This is a genomic window from Pseudoalteromonas sp. SR45-6 (assembly GCF_014163545.1).
Lineage (GTDB): Bacteria > Pseudomonadota > Gammaproteobacteria > Enterobacterales > Alteromonadaceae > Pseudoalteromonas > Pseudoalteromonas rhizosphaerae.
The window spans coordinates 21,188-39,347 of the sequence record NZ_JACJDM010000011.1 but is presented as its reverse complement, the minus strand read 5'-3'; the positions used below and the strand labels follow the sequence as shown (position 1 = coordinate 39,347).

Sequence of the window (18,160 nt, the reverse complement as noted above, 5' to 3'; positions counted from 1 at the left end):
AACAAAATGTTGTTAATCAATTTAAATATGAGAAAAATTATGGATAGAATTGATGCAATGCGGGCCTTTGTATCTGTGGTGATCGAAGGTAGTTTTAGCAATGCAGCAACAACCTTACAACTTTCACCACAATTGGTTAGTAAGTACGTTTCTAAACTAGAAGAACGCCTTGCTGTACGGTTACTTAATCGCACTACCCGTAAAGTGAGCCTCACTGAAGCTGGCACTCATTATTTTCAGCATGCGCAACAGATATTGTTAAGCATTGATGAAATGGATTCACAATTAGGGGGCTTACAGCAGCACCCAACCGGAACTCTGAGAATAAGTGCTCCGGTGTCGTTCGCGTTAAAACACATGGGTAAATTAGTGACTGAGTTCCAATCACATTACCCTTTTGTTAATGTTGATTTGCAACTGAACGACCGCAAAGTTGACATTGTTGATGAAGGTTATGATGTAGCACTGCGTATTGGTCGACTCAAAAGTTCGTCTTTGATTGCCAAGCAGGTCGCGCCCATTAGATTAATTTTATGTGCCTCACCTGACTACCTTGAAAAACATGGTACTCCTGAAAAACCTGAAGATCTAAAAAACCACCGATACTTGCATTATAGCTATACAGAAATGGATACTAAAGACGAAATATATCAGTGGTTACGGGTAAAAAACACGCAACGTAGTAGCGAGTTTCAAAGTAATAATGGGGATGTATTAGTTGATTGTGCTATCGCCGGTGCAGGGATCGCATTACAGCCTACATTTATCGCCAGTGAAGCCATTAATAGTGGCAAGTTGATCGAAGTTTTACCTCAATTTGCAACGGGAGCTGTTGGTTTATATGTTGTTTATGCCCACCGAAAATTACTACCACATAAAATCAGGTGTTTTATTGATTTTATTAACGGATACTATGGTACGCCGCCATATTGGGACAAAGCAATCGTTTAATCAGTAAAGCCAAACCGCAGTGTAAGCATAATTAAACTGCGTTTTGACTCACCTAAAATTAACGCAAAATCACCAGCGGCAGTTGGGTGTTTTCTATCATTTTTAGGGTATTACTGCCCAAAAAAGCATGTGCTATTTTTGAATGCGAAAAGGCCCCCATCACCAGCATTTCTATTTCATTTTTAGCTTTATATGCCATTAAAGAACTAAAAATATTACCTTCTAAAATACTTGATTTGACTTCAAAACCACTTTCAATAAGCAACGCTTCGGTGCGTTTAAATTTTTCCAACAAATCATGTTTGCCATTTTCTACAGTCACCAAATGACACGTTAAATGATGCAACAAGCCACCAGCAATAATCTGTTTAACCATTTTATCTGCTGTTTCTCGTCCATCATAAGCAAGCATAAAGTTGTTCGGCTCACTAAAGTGACGATTGGCAATTAAAATAGGTGTATGAACATGGCGAATAACCTGCTCAATATGCGACCCAATAGCTTTAAAATTCTGTTCGTGAGTTTTACCGCTTCGGCCAATAACAATCAGTCGCGCTGCATCTTCAAGGTCGCAAATTGCCTCAACAATACCGCTATGGCGCTGCTTACTTTCAATTGACTTACACCCTTGTTGGCTAGCAAATACAATCGCGTGCTCTAACATTTCTTTGCCTATTTGCAATGCTAATTTACTGCGTTGCTCATCCAGTGTCGCCATCTCTGATAATAATGCTGTAGTTGCACCAAAACCAATTATGCCACTTAAGTCGTCAATCACAGCTGCGTTTTGTTTTTCTATGGCATGCAAAAATAGCATCGATTTATTAAGTTTCTTGGCCGCCCAAATCCCCGCCTTACACACATCATCTGTGTAAACTGAGCCATCTATACAAGTAATAATTTTATTCATTGTGTTCTCCTTAATGGCCTGCCATGAGTTTTTCAACTTCTTCAGGGTCATTGTGAACGCCAAATTTGTCAACAATCGTTGCTGTCGCGTCGCTCATACCAATAATCTCGACCTCTGCACCTTCGCGTCTAAATTTAATTACAACTTTATCAAGCGACGACACTGCCGTAATATCCCAAAAATGCGAATGGGTTAAGTCAATCACTACTTTAGCAACGACCTCTTTAAAGTCAAACGACTCAATAAACTGCTCTGAGGATGCAAAAAACACCTGTCCAACAACCTGATATACTCGTTCATTAGCCGATGATTGCGCTGGCTTTACAACCATAAAACGACCAATTTTATTGGCGAAGAATAGTGTCGCCAATAGCACACCAACCAATACTCCCATGGCCAAGTTATGCGTTGCGACAACAACAACGACCGTGGCAACCATTACGATGCTACTTGATAATGGGTTTTTCTTTAAATCTCGCAGTGAACTCCAAGAAAAGGTGCCAATCGACACCATTATCATCACGGCAACCAATGCCGCCATTGGGATTTGCTTTAGCCATTCATCTAAAAACACCACCATAAGCAGCAGAAAAGTACCCGCGGTAAAACTTGATAAGCGGCCACGGCCCCCTGATTTTACATTAATGATCGACTGGCCAATCATCGCACAGCCGGCCATTCCTCCCATTAAACCTGAACCTATGTTCGCGATCCCTTGACCTTTACATTCACGATTTTTATCACTAGCGGTATCGGTTAAGTCGTCAACAATTGTCGCTGTCATCATCGACTCCAATAAACCAACGACAGCAAGGCCAAATGAATAAGGAAGAATTATTAGCAGTGTGTCGAGGTTGAAAGGCACATCAGGCCATAAAAATATTGGTAAGGTATCTGGTAACTGGCCCATATCGCCAACAGTTCGAATCTCAAGTCCTACCAACATTGCAACCAAAGTTAAAACCACGATACACACTAGTGGTGATGGAATTGTTCTGCCTATCACCGGTAAGTAAGGGAATAAATAAATGATCCCAAGACCCGCAGCCGTCATCGCATAGACATGCCATGTTACATTCGTCAGCTCCGGCAGCTGTGCCATAAAGATAAGAATTGCCAACGCATTTACAAAGCCTGTAACCACGGAGCGAGACACAAAGCGCATTAAACTCCCCAGTTTTAAATAGCCTGCAATAATTTGTATCACACCGGTGAGTAATGTCGCCGCCAAAAGGTATTCTAAACCATGCTCTTTAACTAAGGTAACCATCAGTAAAGCCATAGCGCCAGTAGCAGCAGAAATCATCCCTGGTCGTCCACCCACTATCGAAATAACCACGGCAATACAAAATGAAGCATACAAACCGACTTTAGGATCCACGCCCGCTATAATAGAAAAAGCAATCGCTTCTGGTATTAGCGCAAGCGCCACCACAGTACCTGCTAATAAGTCCCCTCGGATGTTAAAAAGCCAATCTCGTTTTATTTTTTCTAACATAAAAAACCTTGTCATGTAGTTAACATTAACGCGCATACAGCAGTCAATAAAACACCGACAATGCTTTACTAAACGATGACAACCGCATTTTCATTAATGTTTTTTTATTTATTAAAACGGCACATAAATGCCTACCAATGTTTGGTATATAGGTATCACGCAGCGGTGATTTAGAGGAGGAATAACTTAGGGCGGCGTTAAACGCAAAACATTGTTCCTTATGTAGAATGAATAAATTATCGTCTTTATTCTTGCATCTAACGTATTTTTAAGCAAGCCAAGTAACTTTTGTGTAGGCGCTGATAGCTGCTGTTACTCCTTACCTTGCCAATAAAAACACATAAAAAACATGCCATCATTTACCCGTTCCTTTTCAAACGGCTGCAACGATAAACATTGCCAATGCATTTTAGTTATCGTCTTTTTAAGTTGTTAAATGCATATATGCGACTAAGCTTTAGTAATAATTACGAAAACTTATCAAATAAATGAAAAAGTACTTAGTCTTTTTATTGTTATTTTGCGGGTTCACACAGGCAACTATGACCCCTGTTAGTTACCAAGTGGGTAAGCAAACAATCATTGCGCCAGCAGTACGATATGAATATGGTTATGCCTATAACATTGGTGGCAAAAGGCTTTTAAAACTAGTCACGTTAAATTGGGCTCCTTATATCGATGAATCATTGTGCAACAATGGCTGGCTGTTTCAATTAACCGTTAAACTGTTGCTGCAAAAAGGCTATGGTGTGCATATTGAATTTTTTCCATGGGCGAGAGCGGTTAGAGCAGCCGAGTTAGGAAAAGCGGATATTTTATTTCCCGAGTATTTTATTGATGATGCCATTATGTCAGATAATAGGCCGAGTAAAACACGCAATGATTTACTGGCTTTATCCTCAGCGGTTCCTGGTGGTAATTTGTCACTGATCGCACTCAGAGGTAATAACTCAAACTATAACGGCAGTTTAGAGTCAATAAAAGATCAAATTATTGGTGTGGTCCGATCATATAAAAACACCCCTGAACTCGATGAGCTGATTGATTCAAAAAAAATTAATACCATTATTGCCAATAATGAGTATCAGCTAATTCATTTACTAATGAGCCTGAGAGTCAACCTGATTGTAGCCGATTATGATGTGTTAATTGCCAGTATTGAAAAATCTGTCGCTTCAGCAAAAGAAAAGCAACAAATGAAAAACGCTCTGGTTCCATTATCCCCTGCTCTCGCTTACAAACCATTGTATTACATGGTAAGTAAAGCAAATCCACAGTGGCAGGAAATTTTAGCCGATCTCAATAACGAGATAAGTAAAATGAAAGAGCAAAGAACACTTTTAGCCTATATCGAAAAAAATAAGCAACAGTGTAGCCGATAATAGTAAAGCGCTTAAATATTAGCAAATAAGCGCCTTTATACTACTAAAACAACGACTCAAATGTCCCATCAGGAAATAATATACCAGGCACCCCTCTTACCGCTGTTACATCTGCGATTTGTGTATCGCCAAAATATAATCCACCACTGTAGTTGCGACCTTTTTGCTTAACATCTAACCAGCGACCTTGAGCACCGTGGATCACAGCATTAATATTATTGCCTACTGTACGTAAGTTAATTTCAAGTGCTCTATTCTTTAGCCGTAAGGCAATCTCTGCATTGGTAATATCAGCTAAACGATTCAAACGACCAACATAAGCAAACTGAAAATCCGGTGCGCCATTTAATGGCGTTATCAATTGCACAGCAAATGCAAGATTCTGTGTAGCTTCATTTATAAATGGCGTTGCTTCGATTGCTTGTAAGTTAAACTGTGTCGTTTGATTTTCACTAACAAGCTGACCTTTAAAGTCAAAACCAGATACCACTGTCACAAGCTCTTCAAAAGGAGTAACGAAGCGATCGGCGTTTAGCTTTATGTCACCTGTTAACACACCGCTATTGGCGTTTTCTAATGATACCGTTGTCTCTATATTCAGCTGCCCGGTTGTTTCACTTTGATCATTTGAAAATGGATCGTCAGTACCATCAAACGACAGCACTAAATCACTCACATCGGCGTTTAGTTGAGTATCTTGGCCTATCACTTTAGCACTCATAATACCGGAGACTTTATTACCCAACAGTCCACTTACTTGCCATTGTGGAATATTCAAATCTAGTTGTACGTCATGATCATCATACTGGCCACTAATAGCCCAAGAATAAGGGGATTGTTGGTAGTTTATTGTCAGTCCCTGTAAATTATAAACTCCTGCGTCGGTATTATTTAATGGCGAAAAATTATAGAGCACGTCATAAAGCACATTCCCTAAAACGATAATAGCTTGTTGCGAGTCTTCGCCTAATATTGTTTCAAATTCAGTCAGCTTTTGTTTGAGCTCATCACTGTACGTTTGCTCTTGTAAGCGTGCCACACCTATTATATTACGCACATCTTCGAGTAACTCACGAGAGTGTAATTGCTCTTCATCTCGTTCTTGTGGCGAAATATTGCTAGCACTCCCAATCATAATGAGCTGTTGTTTGACCTCTCCAACGACGGATTGCAATAATTGATTACCATCTTCATTAAGTAAATTCTCTGACACATAGCGATCTGCAAAAGTACGATAAAGTGGCAAACTTGCTAACTGGGCCTGTTGTTCTACCACCGTATTATTGGCTGTATTTAAGCTCGCCTCGATATCCGCAGCTCTTTTTAAGATCACACCAAAAGTCAGTGCATTAGTAAGTACCTCAGCTTCAAGGTTGTCATTTAGTTGGCTGTGAGTAAGGTGATAAAAAGGTGTCGCACTCAAGCTCTGCGTGGTTATGCTTATGTCTAAGTTATTGTCGCTAATCACTGAGCTGATCGGTGATAAATAGACCTTATTTTCGCCCGGAGCTGCAAAAAAATCAGCACGATAACTTAATGTCATATCCATCACTTCTTGATAATCAATACGACGATTGGCATTCCCATCATTCGGATTATTTCTCACTGTGCGACCACAACCTGCAAAACTTGGACATGTTAACGTCGTTGCATTTGAGGTAAATTCAACATGATGAAAATTTAAAGTTGTGGCTGATAAAGTAACATCGTTAATATCTGCAACGTCAATATTTTCTATAGAGCCCGTGTTATCATTTATGATCGTTAATGTACCCGCAGTGGATTGCCAAGGAGCAATATAAAAGCTTACCGTAGAAGACGTTTCCAGCATGGCCGGTAAAGTGTCTGCTGTGCCATTATCTGATGAGCCACCACAACCAACTAATGACATAAGTAAACTAACTGATATAAGTTTTTTAAACATCACAAGTCCTTAAAACGCTAACTTCAGGTACCAATTTACATTGGCATAATACGCTTTATCAATATCGAGATTATCAGTCTGTATATTGAAACCAAAATAATCGTTCTCGATACCAAGCAAAAATGCTTCACTTTTTATTTCATAACCACCAATTACTGCCCAATGATCCCAAAAGTGCATGCGTGCTTTTAATTGAGAAAACGTATCTTGATCAAATTGTTTAACCATCAGCTCAGTAGAAAACAAATCGTTAATGCGATAATCTGCATAAACTTTGATACGCACCGGCATATCAAATTTATGCGTGACTTCGTTGCCATACTCAGACGTTGCTAAGCGTACTGTTGGCTCAGTGACAATATCCCCATCATCGTTTTCAGTAAACGGGACCTCTGTTGTATAACCATTTGCAAAACCGCTTTTTTCATACTCAGTTTCATACAGTAAGTCTTGTGCAAGTAGCCCAACGCTTAAATCATGGTTTATTTTCCAATTAACCGCTAAATCAACGCTGTACCCTAAGCCGGATGGGTTCTCATCTGGAGTAAATCGCTTAAATAAAATATCTTTCGAAAAATAAGAGTCGACTGTTAATGCGCCTTGGATCTCATCACTATAGACTGTGCCTTCGACTTTCAGATCTTGAAAATGCGTACTAGCAAAAACCGTTAATTTAGGCGTTATTGTTAATGCGTCAGAGTCTAAAAATTTGAAATCATATGAAACAAACAACCCATTGGTGGTTGATTGCTTACCGTCTAGGTAATAAACATAATTTCTATCTTCAAAAGGCAGGTCATTTTTTTCAGTATGCAAATAACGCGCGGTATCCGCATCAAAGCTTAAAACATAATCAAAGCGGCTTTGATAACCGACTTTAAAATTTCCATAGCCAACACCAAACTCAAAAACATTATAAGTAAAGGCGCTATCACCGGATGTTAATGGAGCATCAAAATCATCTATAAATGCTTTAACTGGTTGGGTCTCTGTGTACACTTCTGAATCGAATGTGGTAAAGACTTGAAACTGCTCTGCAGCGTAACTAATAGGGGTAATTAAAAAAGCGGAAAATCCTAACGTGAGAATTTTTTTTTTCATACTTATTTCACTTGTTATTATTTTAGCTAAGAGGGAGAGTACTCTCCCTCTTAAAGTTACTTTTACTTAGACGAATCTAAGAAAGTAATATCTGTGTAATCGATGACTTCGCCATCATAATATTTAACAGATATACCATTTGTTATTTCTGTAACCTGTCCGAATTCCGTAATCATATTATTGAAATTAGCATTAACAGACCCAGAGAAATCTTCACCATCTCGAGCGCCAATGAACAACTCGTAACCAAACCCATTATGTAATTGAATTTCTAATCCGTAAAGGTCTTCTTGATAGTTACCATCAATAGAAATAGTTGCGGTAAAGTTAAGGCCTGAAGTTAATCCTGAAGCCGTAATTGCAGCTATACTAGAAGAGTCGGTTCCTGCTAATGAAAGTGTACCCACAAAACCAGAATCACCATCAATTATTTCGACTCTGCTCCAACCATTTACAGCCAATACAGTTCCATCAATAGCCGTATCTGAGTTAACTTCTTCCTCAAAGTCAATTGCTAAACATGAGTCTGATTGCTCTGTTGAGATTACGCCATAGTAAGCATCAACACAATCTTCTAAAGCATTACTCATGTTAGCTAGTGTTTCGATTTTAATAACCGCACCATCTTCGCTTTTTATCATACCACCAAAAGCAAAAATAAGCGCTTTGTTGTTGATGGAGCCATTCACAGTAACCTTTTCGCCTGTTACTGTATTCATAAGATCCAGCTCTAAATCATCTTTATCAAAACTGTAAGTCCAAGCTGGATAGCGAGTTGAAACCACATCAACTCCTTCATCGCCATAATCCCATGCTTCAGTCAATACGTCGTAGATTACTTCTGAAATATCAAATAAAGCTTGGCCACCAGTTTTAGTTATAAGCGTAGCACTACGCGCTTGTTCTGTTCCTGCTTTTACCTTAACTAACAGCTCAAACTTAGCAATTGTGGATTTAGCATTTGTTTCAAGAGTTGTAGCTGTTGTAAGAGCAGTAGCGGCTTTATCTGCAAGTTCAGTTGCAAACGCAGTACTTAATTTTGCAGCTGCTGATAATTCAGCGGCCATTGTTTTATCAATTTCTTCGGAAGCAATCGCCGCTAACGATGCAGCAGCAGTTTCAGCTTGGTCAGCAGCACTGGCAAGTTCATCTGCTTTAGTACTAAGAGCCATAGCCTGGATAATTGCAGATTGTGCTGATGCAAGAGCAGCTACAGCATTTTCTTTTGTATCAAGCATTGCTGCATCAACAGCCATCATAGCCGTCGATAAATCGGCTTGAGCAACCATTGCAGCTGAATCAGCTGAACCTAGTGAGGTATTGGCAACACTAGCATTATTTTTGGCAACATCTAGTGCTAATTCAAATGCTGCTACAGCCTCATTAGAACGTGCTTCTTCTTCTGCAATACCTTCAATTAACGTAACAACGGCAGAAAGTTGTGCTGTTATGGCATTGACTAACACATCTGATTTATCTGTTAGTTGCTGATATTCATCCCCTAAACCTGCGGCAGTGCTGGCAATTGAAGTGGCTGAATTAAGCGCAGCAGAAAGCTCTACTTGCAATTGGCTATACGCTACTTTATTACCCGATAAAGTGAATACTGCTGAACTATAAGCGAGTACTTTATCCGTTGTATCTAAACCTGCATCCCCCAATTCTTTAACTGTATTGAGTTCAGTCACGCCCTTAGAAACGGAAGTTGTAGCAGTTGCTAATGCGCTAGTGATAGTTGTTATTTGTGATTCTAATTCTGCAGCTACTTTAGCTACAAAGTCATCACCAGCATCACAGTTATCTTCACAGCCAATCTTCTCTAATGCTTTTTTTACTTCTTTTGCGGTTTCATTTAAATCTTTATCTAAGCCTTTTTCTTTTGCTTTTGCTTGCACATCTTCAACAGCTTTAGTGGCTTTATCTTTGAGTTTTGCAATCTCATCAGGATCGGTAATACCTAAGTTTTCAGCAACTTTAGTAAATGCTTCATCAATGCCTTCACCTGTTACTACTGCGGCAAAAATAAGGCTAGTATTCTCAACGGCTTTTTGTAGTTCAGCTGCAATCTTTTGGACAATTTCATTGTCACTGTTGCTTACTTTGCCTTCTTTAACCGCGGCAGACAAACTTGCAATCAGGTCTTTTAATGAGCCATTGACACCCGCCCCAGCAACAGACTGCAATGAAACGGCAGTTTGAACTAATGCCAAAGTACCTGCATCCAGTGAATCACCTTCGCCAATATCACTGAAGTCAACCGCACCACCAAGAGAAATATCACCAAGTAAAGAAGCTGCTTTAATTGCGGTATCAGGGCCTAATATTTGAATTAATGTTTTTAAACTTGCCGCTGCAACTGCTTCATCGGAGACTGTTGAACCATCTTTAGCGCCATCTAACAATATTTTTGCTGCAATACTTGTATAAAGAGTCACATTAGCAAAGTACTGCTGTGCACCACTCCCATCACCTTCCGCAAAATTAATACCACGAGCACTTGCAGGCGCTAGTGGCGCTTTAATAAACTTAACAACCTGTAGTTCAAGATCGTCTTTGTACCATTCGCCAAAATCAATCGCAGTATCACCATTATTTATCATCCCAGCGTCTTCAGATGCTGCTGGGGCTTCATCATAGCTGCCACAACCAGTAAATGAATCACATTTAACCATACTGTCATCATCTTCTTTCGACGTACTCACCGTAATATAAAGTGCTCCCGTAAAGCCGTCTTCAAGGTAAATATTATAGGCACCCGTGATTGATGTCATTGTCTCAGTTGGATTAGCTGCCGCAACCATTGCCTGTGCTTTGGCATCAGCATCAGCTTGAGAAGTCGTCGATTCTGCAGTATAGCTTGCATCAGACGCAGCCTCTAAACGATACGCAACGGGAACAGGTTCACCCGAGTCATCGACTGTAGATACTGTCACTACAGCATTTTTTAACGAACCTTTTACCGCTTTTCCAGATACTTGGGTATTAAAATTAGTGCTGACTTCGCCTTTATATACTGTAACTGGGTCAGGCTTGTTATAGTTATTATCATTATCTGAACCACAACCAGTTAGGCCGAGAGTCAATGCAACCGAGGCTGCAATTGGGGTAAATTTAATTATTCTTTTCGCCATGAAAATCTCCTTGAGTGCTTGTTAGCAAATAGCATTACTGAAATCGTAGCCTATATTAATATCAACAGTCATTTAAGTTAAAATTATGTATCAAACCGTATCAAGTTAACGCAATAAGCTACTTTGTTATTACATGTTATCAACTTACCACCAATATATGACAATTTATGGAAAAATGTAATTTTAATTACACCTGTAAATAATCAACTGACAGGCTCAAAGAATTTATATATCCAGTAAGAAAATAAAAAATAAAAACATTTAAAAACAAGTTCTTAATTATTTTTCATTTGTTTTTTAATTGATTGGGGAACAGATAAGAGATGAAATGTTAACCGAAAGATATAAAATAATGCAAATCCATTTACATTCATTCACATAAATAAGAGAGGAAAAGTAACTTAGCAGTCACTTTTCGTTTTCTTACATTAATTAATTCGCCTCAGGTACTCGGACAACGCCTTCCATTAGCACACGAGCACTGCGACTCATACTGGCCTTGGTTAACTGCCACTTACCGTTTTGAAGTATCGCTTGCGCGCCTACAGTTAATGTACCTGACGGATGACCAAAGTTAACTTCGCTCAACTGACCGCCACCAGCTGCAAGATTAACGAGCGATCCTGCTATCGCAGCTGCGGTGCCGATTGCAACAGCGGCAGTACCCATCATGGCATGATGAAGTTTCCCCATCGACATGGCACGTACCAGTAGGTTGATATTATCACTGTGAATTTCTTTACCGCTTGAAGCTAGGTATGTCATTGGTTTATTAATAAATGCCACTTTTGGTGTATGTTGACGCGCTGCCGCCTCACTAATATGAGCGATCAAGCCCATTTTAACTGCCCCATGCGCTCTAATAGACTCAAGCTTAGCTAATGCTTGTTCGTCATTATTTATATCATCTTGAAGTTCAGTGCCGGTATAGCCGATATCTGCTGCATTAACAAAAATAGTAGGGATACCCGCGTTGATCATAGTGGCTCTAAGTACACCAAACTCAGGGACTGCTAGTTCATCGACCACATTGCCTGTTGGAAATAGCGCTCCATCGCCATCCGCTGGCTCAATGAACTCTAATTTCACCTCAGCGGCGGGAAATGTCACCCCGTCGAGTTCAAAGTCACCCGTTTCTTGTACTTCACCGTTGGTCATTGGCACATGCACTAAAATGCTTTTTTTAATATTAGCTTGCCAAACTCGCACTATAGCCACACCGTTTTCTGGAATACGGCTAGCATCAACAAGACCATTACTAATTGCAAATGCGCCAACTGCAGAAGTTAAATTGCCGCAGTTTCCGCTCCAATCAACAAACGCTTTATCAATAGCAACTTGGCCAAATAAGTAATCAACATCGTGATCAGCTTGCTCACTTTTACTTAAAATAACGGTTTTACTGGTACTAGAAGTAGCCCCCCCCATACCATCGGTTTGTTTGCCATATGGATCTGGGCTACCAATCACTCGCAGCAATAAATTATCTCGCACAGAACCTGCCACTTGTGCAGCCTCTGGTAAATCGCTGAGATTAAAGAATACCCCTTTACTAGTGCCACCGCGCATGTAGGTGGCAGGTACTTTAATTTGTGGTTTAAATGTCATAGCTGTTTTCCTTATACACTTTGCGTGGCTTCTAAAAAGTCTTGAGCAAAGCGTTGTAATACGCCACCTGCAGCATAAATGGATAGTTCTTCTTGAGTATCAATACGGCACTTTGTTGGCACATTTAATACTTCACCATCAGTGCGGGTAATCGTTAAATTAACGCTCGCACCTGGTGTTAATTCACCAGTTACATCGTAACTTTCACTACCATCTAGCTTAAGCGTTTTACGGGTGGTGCCCGCTTTAAATTCCAGCGGTAATACCCCCATACCAATTAAGTTAGTACGGTGTATACGCTCAAAACCTTCTGCAGCAATAACTTCAACGCCTGCTAAACGCACGCCTTTGGCTGCCCAATCACGAGAAGAACCTTGGCCATAGTCAGCTCCTGCAACAATAATTAATGGTTGTTTGCGCTGCATATAGGTTTCGATTGCTTCCCACATCCGAGTAACTGTGCCCTCAGGCTCAATACGGGCATATGAGCCTTGTTTCACTTCGCCATTTTCAATCACCATTTCATTAAGTAATTTAGGATTAGCAAAGGTTGCACGTTGTGCAGTTAAATGGTCGCCGCGGTGCGTTGCATACGAGTTAAAGTCTTCTTCTGGCACACCCATATGCGTTAAGTACTCACCTGCTGCACTACTGGCCATAATTGCATTTGACGGTGATAAATGATCAGTTGTGATGTTATCGCCAAGTACCGCTAATGCGCGCATACCTTTCATGGTACGCTCACCAGCGAGTGCGCCTTCCCAATATGGCGGGCGGCGAATATAAGTACTTTGTGGGCGCCAATCGTAAAGTGGGTCGTTATCTTCACCGTAATCAACGGTTAAATTAAACATCGGCTCGTAAACCTTCTTATACTGCTCAGGTTTTACGCTTTGTTTAATCACTGCATCAATCTCTTCATCTGATGGCCAAATATCTTTTAAGGTTACGTCATTGCCCTGCAGGTCTTGTCCGAGTACGTCTTTTTCAATATCAAAACGAATAGTTCCTGCAATGGCATAGGCAACTACTAATGGCGGAGACGCTAAAAATGCTTGCTTAGCGTATGGGTGAATACGGCCATCAAAATTACGATTACCAGAGAGCACTGCCGTGGCGTATAGGTCGCGATCAATCACTTCTTGTTGAATAACGGGATCAAGCGCGCCACTCATACCGTTGCAGGTAGTGCACGCAAAGCCAACAATACCAAAACCAAGTTGCTCTAATTCTGACAGTAATTTGGCATCTTCAAGATACGATTGCACTGTTTTTGAACCCGGTGCTAATGAGGTTTTAACCCATGGCTTGCGAGTTAAGCCCTTCGCATTTGCATTACGCGCAATAAGACCAGCTGCAATGACGTTACGTGGATTACTGGTATTCGTACAACTAGTGATAGCAGCAATAATACAGGCACCGTCCGGCATTAAACCGTCTTCATTTTCAACAACCCCAGAGATCCCCTGCACTGCCAAATCACTGGTTGAAACACGGCGATGCGGATTTGACGGTCCAGCAATATTGCGGCCAACGCTTGATAGATCAAATTTTAATACCCGATCGTACTGCGCTGTTTTTAGGCTGTCGCTCCACAGACCGGTAGTTTTTGCGTAATTTTCAACTAAGGCAATTTGCTCTTCTTCACGTCCTGTTAGGCGTAAGTAATCAATGGTCATCTGGTCGATATAAAACATCGCTGCGGTGGCACCAAATTCTGGTGTCATATTTGAGATAGTAGCGCGATCGCCTAATGTCAATGCATCTGCGCCTTCACCATAAAACTCTAAATAGCTTGATACGACACGCTGGCCACGTAAAAACTCAGTGATCGCAAGCACGATATCCGTTGCTGTAATACCCGGTTGACGTTTGCCACTGAGTTCAACACCAATAATATCAGGCAAACGCATATAAGAGGCGCGGCCAAGCATCACGCTTTCGGCTTCAAGGCCGCCAACACCTACTGCAATGACACCTAACGCATCAACATGCGGTGTGTGGCTATCAGTACCGACTAAGGTATCAGGAAAAGCAATCCCATCGCGGCTTTGGATCACCGGCGACATTTTCTCAAGGTTGATTTGATGCATAATGCCGTTACCCGGAGGGATCACATCAATATTTTTAAACGCAGTTTTAGTCCAATTAATAAAGTGGAAACGGTCATCGTTACGTCTATCTTCAATAGCGCGGTTTTTTTCAAAAGCATCAGGATCAAACCCTGCGTATTCAACGGCTAATGAGTGATCAACAATCAGCTGTGTTGGTACTACTGGGTTAACTTTAGCTGGATCGCCGCCTTTGGCTGCAATGGCATCACGCAAGCCAGCTAAATCAACCAGCGCTGTTTGTCCCAAAATATCGTGACAGACTACGCGCGCGGGATACCAAGGGAAATCTAAATCTTGTTTGCGTTCGATAAGCTGCGACAGTGCTGCGGTTAGCATTTGCGGCTCACAGCGGCGTACTAAATTCTCTGCTAAAACACGTGATGTATAGGGTAAGGCTGCGTACGCACCAGCCTTAATTTCATCAATTGCAGCTTGGGTGTCAAAATAATCGACATTAGAGTTAGGTAAGGGTTTTCTGTATTTAGTATTGTTTATGATAGTCATTACAAGACTCGCTAATTTGGTGACGGTGGTCGCACACGTATAGCGTGTTTAAGGGATGTATGAAAAAAGAGGCCTTAAAAACTATGCGCTAGTGGCAATGTGCAAAAAATAAAAGGTGAGCGTATTTTCGCCCACCTTTAATAGTCTTAACGTGATTCGATTGGCGTATAACTACGCGCTTCTGGCCCAGTGTAATCTGCACTTGGACGAATAATACGGTTATTAGCGCGTTGCTCTTTTACGTGTGCGGTCCAGCCTGTTACACGGCTCATAACAAAAATAGGGGTGAATAACTTAGTTGGAATGCCCATAAAGTGATACGCCGATGCATGGAAAAAGTCTGCGTTACAAAATAACTTCTTCTCACGCCACATAATTTCTTCACAGCGCACTGATACTGGATAAAGTACCTCGTCGCCTAGCTCTGCAGCGAGTTTTTCAGACCACTTTTTAATGATCACATTACGTGGATCTGATTCGCGATAGATTGCGTGACCAAAGCCCATAATTTTATCTTTACGCTCCAGCATGCCCATGATTTCTTGCTCTGCATGGTCTGCATCTTTAAAGCCTTCAATCATATCCATTGCCGCTTCATTCGCGCCGCCATGTAATGGGCCACGTAACGTGCCAATGGCACCTGTTACACAAGAGTGAATGTCAGATAATGTCGATGCACAAACGCGACCAGTAAAGGTTGAGGCATTAAATTCATGCTCTGCATATAAAATCAGCGATACATTCATCACTTGAGCAAATAACTCTGATGGCGCTTTATCATGTAGTAGCGTTAAAAAATGCGCGCCAACTGAGTCATCATCAGTTTGTGTTTCAATACGCACACCGTCGTGAGTAAAACGATACCAGTAACAAATAATGCTTGGGAATACCGCAACCATACGGTCAATGGCATCATTAGCCTGACTAAAGTCATGCTCCATTTCAAGGTTACCTAGCATAGAGCAACCTGTACGCATGACATCCATTGGGTGCGCGTCTTTTGGAATGTTTTCAAGTACAGTTTTCAGTGCCGGTGGTAAACCACGTAAACTTTTTAGTTTAGCTTTGTATTCGCTAAGCTCTGCAGAGGTCGGTAATTCACCGCGCGAAAGTAGGAAAGATACTTCTTCAAACTGCGCTTTTTCAGCAAGCTCTGCAATGTCGTAACCACAATACGTTAAGCCTGAACCGGTTTGCCCTACTGTACAAAGTGCTGTTTGGCCTGCTACTTGTCCGCGAAGTCCTGCGCCGCCTAATGCTTTATCTACCATGATGTGTCTCCTGTTGAATTTATTATTATTTATCAGATTTTGCTGAAAAAAGGTTATCGAGTGTATTTTCATACGAGTGATAATCTAAAAAGTCATAAAGCTCAGCACGTGTTTGCATATTTTCAATTTGGCTCTGTTGAGACCCTTCATTTAAAATTGCTGAATAGACGTTAAGTGCCGCTTTATTCATTGCTCTGAACGCGCTGAGTGGGTAAAGCACCATTTCTACGCCTACATCACTTAGTTGCTCTTTAGTATAAATTGGCGTTTGGCCAAACTCAGTAATGTTGGCCAAAATAGGCACATTAATCGCTTTGGTAAAGGCTTGATAGTCGGCAAGATCGTGTACGGCTTCTGCAAAAATCGCATCGGCGCCGGCTTCAACACAGGCTGCTGCACGTTCAATCGCGGCATTTAAGCCTTCTTTTTGAAACGCATCAGTACGCGCCATAATGTAAAAGTCACTGTCAGTTTTAGCATCAACAGCTGCTTTAATACGGTCAACCATCTCGCTTTGCGAGACAATTTCTTTATTCGGGCGATGGCCGCACCGCTTTTGCGCTACTTGGTCTTCAATATGAAACCCCGCCGCGCCGGCTTTGGTCATCTCTTTGACTGTGCGAGCAATATTAAATGCTCCACCCCAACCAGTATCGGCATCAACAAGTAATGGTAAATCGCTGGCACCTGTGATGCGGCGAATATCTTCCAAAACATTATCAAGACTGGTCATCCCCAAATCAGGCATACCAAATGAAGCATTCGCGACACCTGCACCTGAAAGGTAAATTGCTTGATGACCCATTTTTTCAGCCATCATCGCCGTGTAAGCGTTGATTGTGCCGACGACTTGTAATGGATGATTATTGGCAATCGCCTGTTTAAATTTTAATCCTGCTGACATTACATTCTCCTAACTTTGAACGGGGTTGCTTTATGACAACTTATATTTTTTAATGGTTTAATATGACGTTTTTACTGCTCCGCGCGCTCATTTTGCGCGGCATGTAAATTAAACTTCGTTTGTATATTGGCTTGCGATGCACTGATATGGCGCTTCATCAATAACTCAGCTAATTCCCCATCATGGTTTTCAATCGCATTAATAATGGCTAAGTGCTCATCAAACGCTTTTGATACGCGAGGCCCAACCATACCCATTTGCACACGATACATACGAATTAACTGATAAAGTCCGTTACTCAATAAGTGAATAAGGTGGTCGTTTTTACTGCCTTTAATAATGCGATAATGAAAATCCAGATCGCCGGCTTCTTGATAGTAAGACTCACCCTCTTTTACACGTTGTGTTTTCAGATGCTGATTAAGTAATTGCTTTAAACTTTGTACTTCATCCGGTGCCATATTGTCGGCAGCTAAACGACACGCTAAACCTTCAAGCGCACTGCGAACTTGATATACTTCTATTAAACGTTCAGCTGTAAGTGCCACAACACGACAACCCACATTCGCTTTACGCTCAACTAAATAACAACTTTCAAGGCGGTTAAGCGCTTCACGAAGCGTTGCACGGCTTACACCATAACGCTTTGCCAGTTCTGGCTCGGATATCTTGCTACCTTGAACAATACTGCCTTCGACAATTTCTCGACGCATATCCACAAATACCTGATCTGAGGCGGTAGTAATAGGTGTTTCACTAAAAGCATCTTGCGTCATTGTTCACCTTTCTAAGATTGTCGACAATTTACGGATACACTATGGTCTTTAGCTGTAAATGTGTCAACCCTAAATCAGTAAAAACT

Annotated in this window: 12 protein-coding genes; 2 read left to right on the top strand and 10 right to left on the bottom strand. The window is 41.1% G+C overall.

Annotation, left to right across the window (positions count from 1 at the left end):
- Positions 1–39: 39 nt before the first annotated feature.
- The gene (locus H5158_RS07445) at positions 40–951 is read left to right on the top strand and encodes a LysR family transcriptional regulator (protein ID WP_149982351.1); all 912 of its coding nucleotides are present in this window, start codon (positions 40–42) and stop codon (positions 949–951) included.
- 58 nt (positions 952–1,009) lie between these two features.
- Here the strand turns inward: H5158_RS07445 and H5158_RS07440 are convergent, their stop codons facing one another.
- Both H5158_RS07440 and H5158_RS07435 read right to left on the bottom strand, forming a co-directional pair.
- Positions 1,010–1,861 carry a universal stress protein gene (locus tag H5158_RS07440; RefSeq protein WP_182739760.1) on the bottom strand — a complete coding sequence of 284 codons (852 nt, stop codon included), beginning with the start codon at positions 1,859–1,861 and terminating at the stop codon, positions 1,010–1,012.
- 10 nt (positions 1,862–1,871) lie between these two features.
- A complete protein-coding gene (locus H5158_RS07435) occupies positions 1,872–3,359 on the bottom strand; it encodes a SulP family inorganic anion transporter (RefSeq protein WP_182739759.1) in 1,488 nt (495 codons plus the stop codon).
- Between the two features lie 542 nt (positions 3,360–3,901).
- Here H5158_RS07435 and H5158_RS07430 point away from each other — a divergent pair.
- On the top strand, positions 3,902–4,741 hold the full coding sequence (locus H5158_RS07430; RefSeq protein ID WP_259398518.1) for an ABC transporter substrate-binding protein: 840 nt from the start codon (positions 3,902–3,904) through the stop codon (positions 4,739–4,741).
- 43 nt (positions 4,742–4,784) lie between these two features.
- Here the strand turns inward: H5158_RS07430 and H5158_RS07425 are convergent, their stop codons facing one another.
- From H5158_RS07425 to H5158_RS07390, 8 genes are all read right to left on the bottom strand, one after another.
- Positions 4,785–6,665 (bottom strand): hypothetical protein, encoded by a 1,881-nt coding sequence (locus tag H5158_RS07425; protein ID WP_182739758.1) that lies wholly within the window; start codon positions 6,663–6,665, stop codon positions 4,785–4,787.
- Positions 6,666–6,674: 9 nt separating this feature from the next.
- Entirely contained in the window at positions 6,675–7,766 is a 1,092-nt protein-coding gene (locus tag H5158_RS07420; RefSeq protein WP_182739757.1) for a hypothetical protein, read from the bottom strand.
- Positions 7,767–7,828: 62 nt separating this feature from the next.
- Entirely contained in the window at positions 7,829–10,897 is a 3,069-nt protein-coding gene (locus tag H5158_RS07415) for a hypothetical protein (RefSeq protein WP_182739756.1), read from the bottom strand.
- A 432-nt stretch (positions 10,898–11,329) separates the two neighbouring features.
- Positions 11,330–12,505, bottom strand: coding sequence for a 2-methylaconitate cis-trans isomerase PrpF (gene prpF, locus H5158_RS07410; RefSeq protein ID WP_182739755.1), 1,176 nt, complete (start codon positions 12,503–12,505; stop codon positions 11,330–11,332).
- An 11-nt stretch (positions 12,506–12,516) separates the two neighbouring features.
- Complete coding sequence (gene acnD / locus H5158_RS07405; RefSeq protein WP_182718740.1) at positions 12,517–15,123, bottom strand: Fe/S-dependent 2-methylisocitrate dehydratase AcnD; 2,607 nt, start codon at positions 15,121–15,123, stop codon at positions 12,517–12,519.
- 146 nt (positions 15,124–15,269) lie between these two features.
- Positions 15,270–16,394 carry a 2-methylcitrate synthase gene (prpC, locus tag H5158_RS07400; protein WP_145233600.1) on the bottom strand — a complete coding sequence of 375 codons (1,125 nt, stop codon included), beginning with the start codon at positions 16,392–16,394 and terminating at the stop codon, positions 15,270–15,272.
- Positions 16,395–16,419: 25 nt separating this feature from the next.
- Positions 16,420–17,298: a methylisocitrate lyase gene (gene prpB, locus H5158_RS07395; RefSeq protein WP_145233598.1), complete on the bottom strand. Its 879-nt coding sequence runs from the start codon at positions 17,296–17,298 to the stop codon at positions 16,420–16,422.
- A 71-nt stretch (positions 17,299–17,369) separates the two neighbouring features.
- Complete coding sequence (locus H5158_RS07390; RefSeq protein ID WP_145233596.1) at positions 17,370–18,074, bottom strand: GntR family transcriptional regulator; 705 nt, start codon at positions 18,072–18,074, stop codon at positions 17,370–17,372.
- Positions 18,075–18,160: the final 86 nt, after the last annotated feature.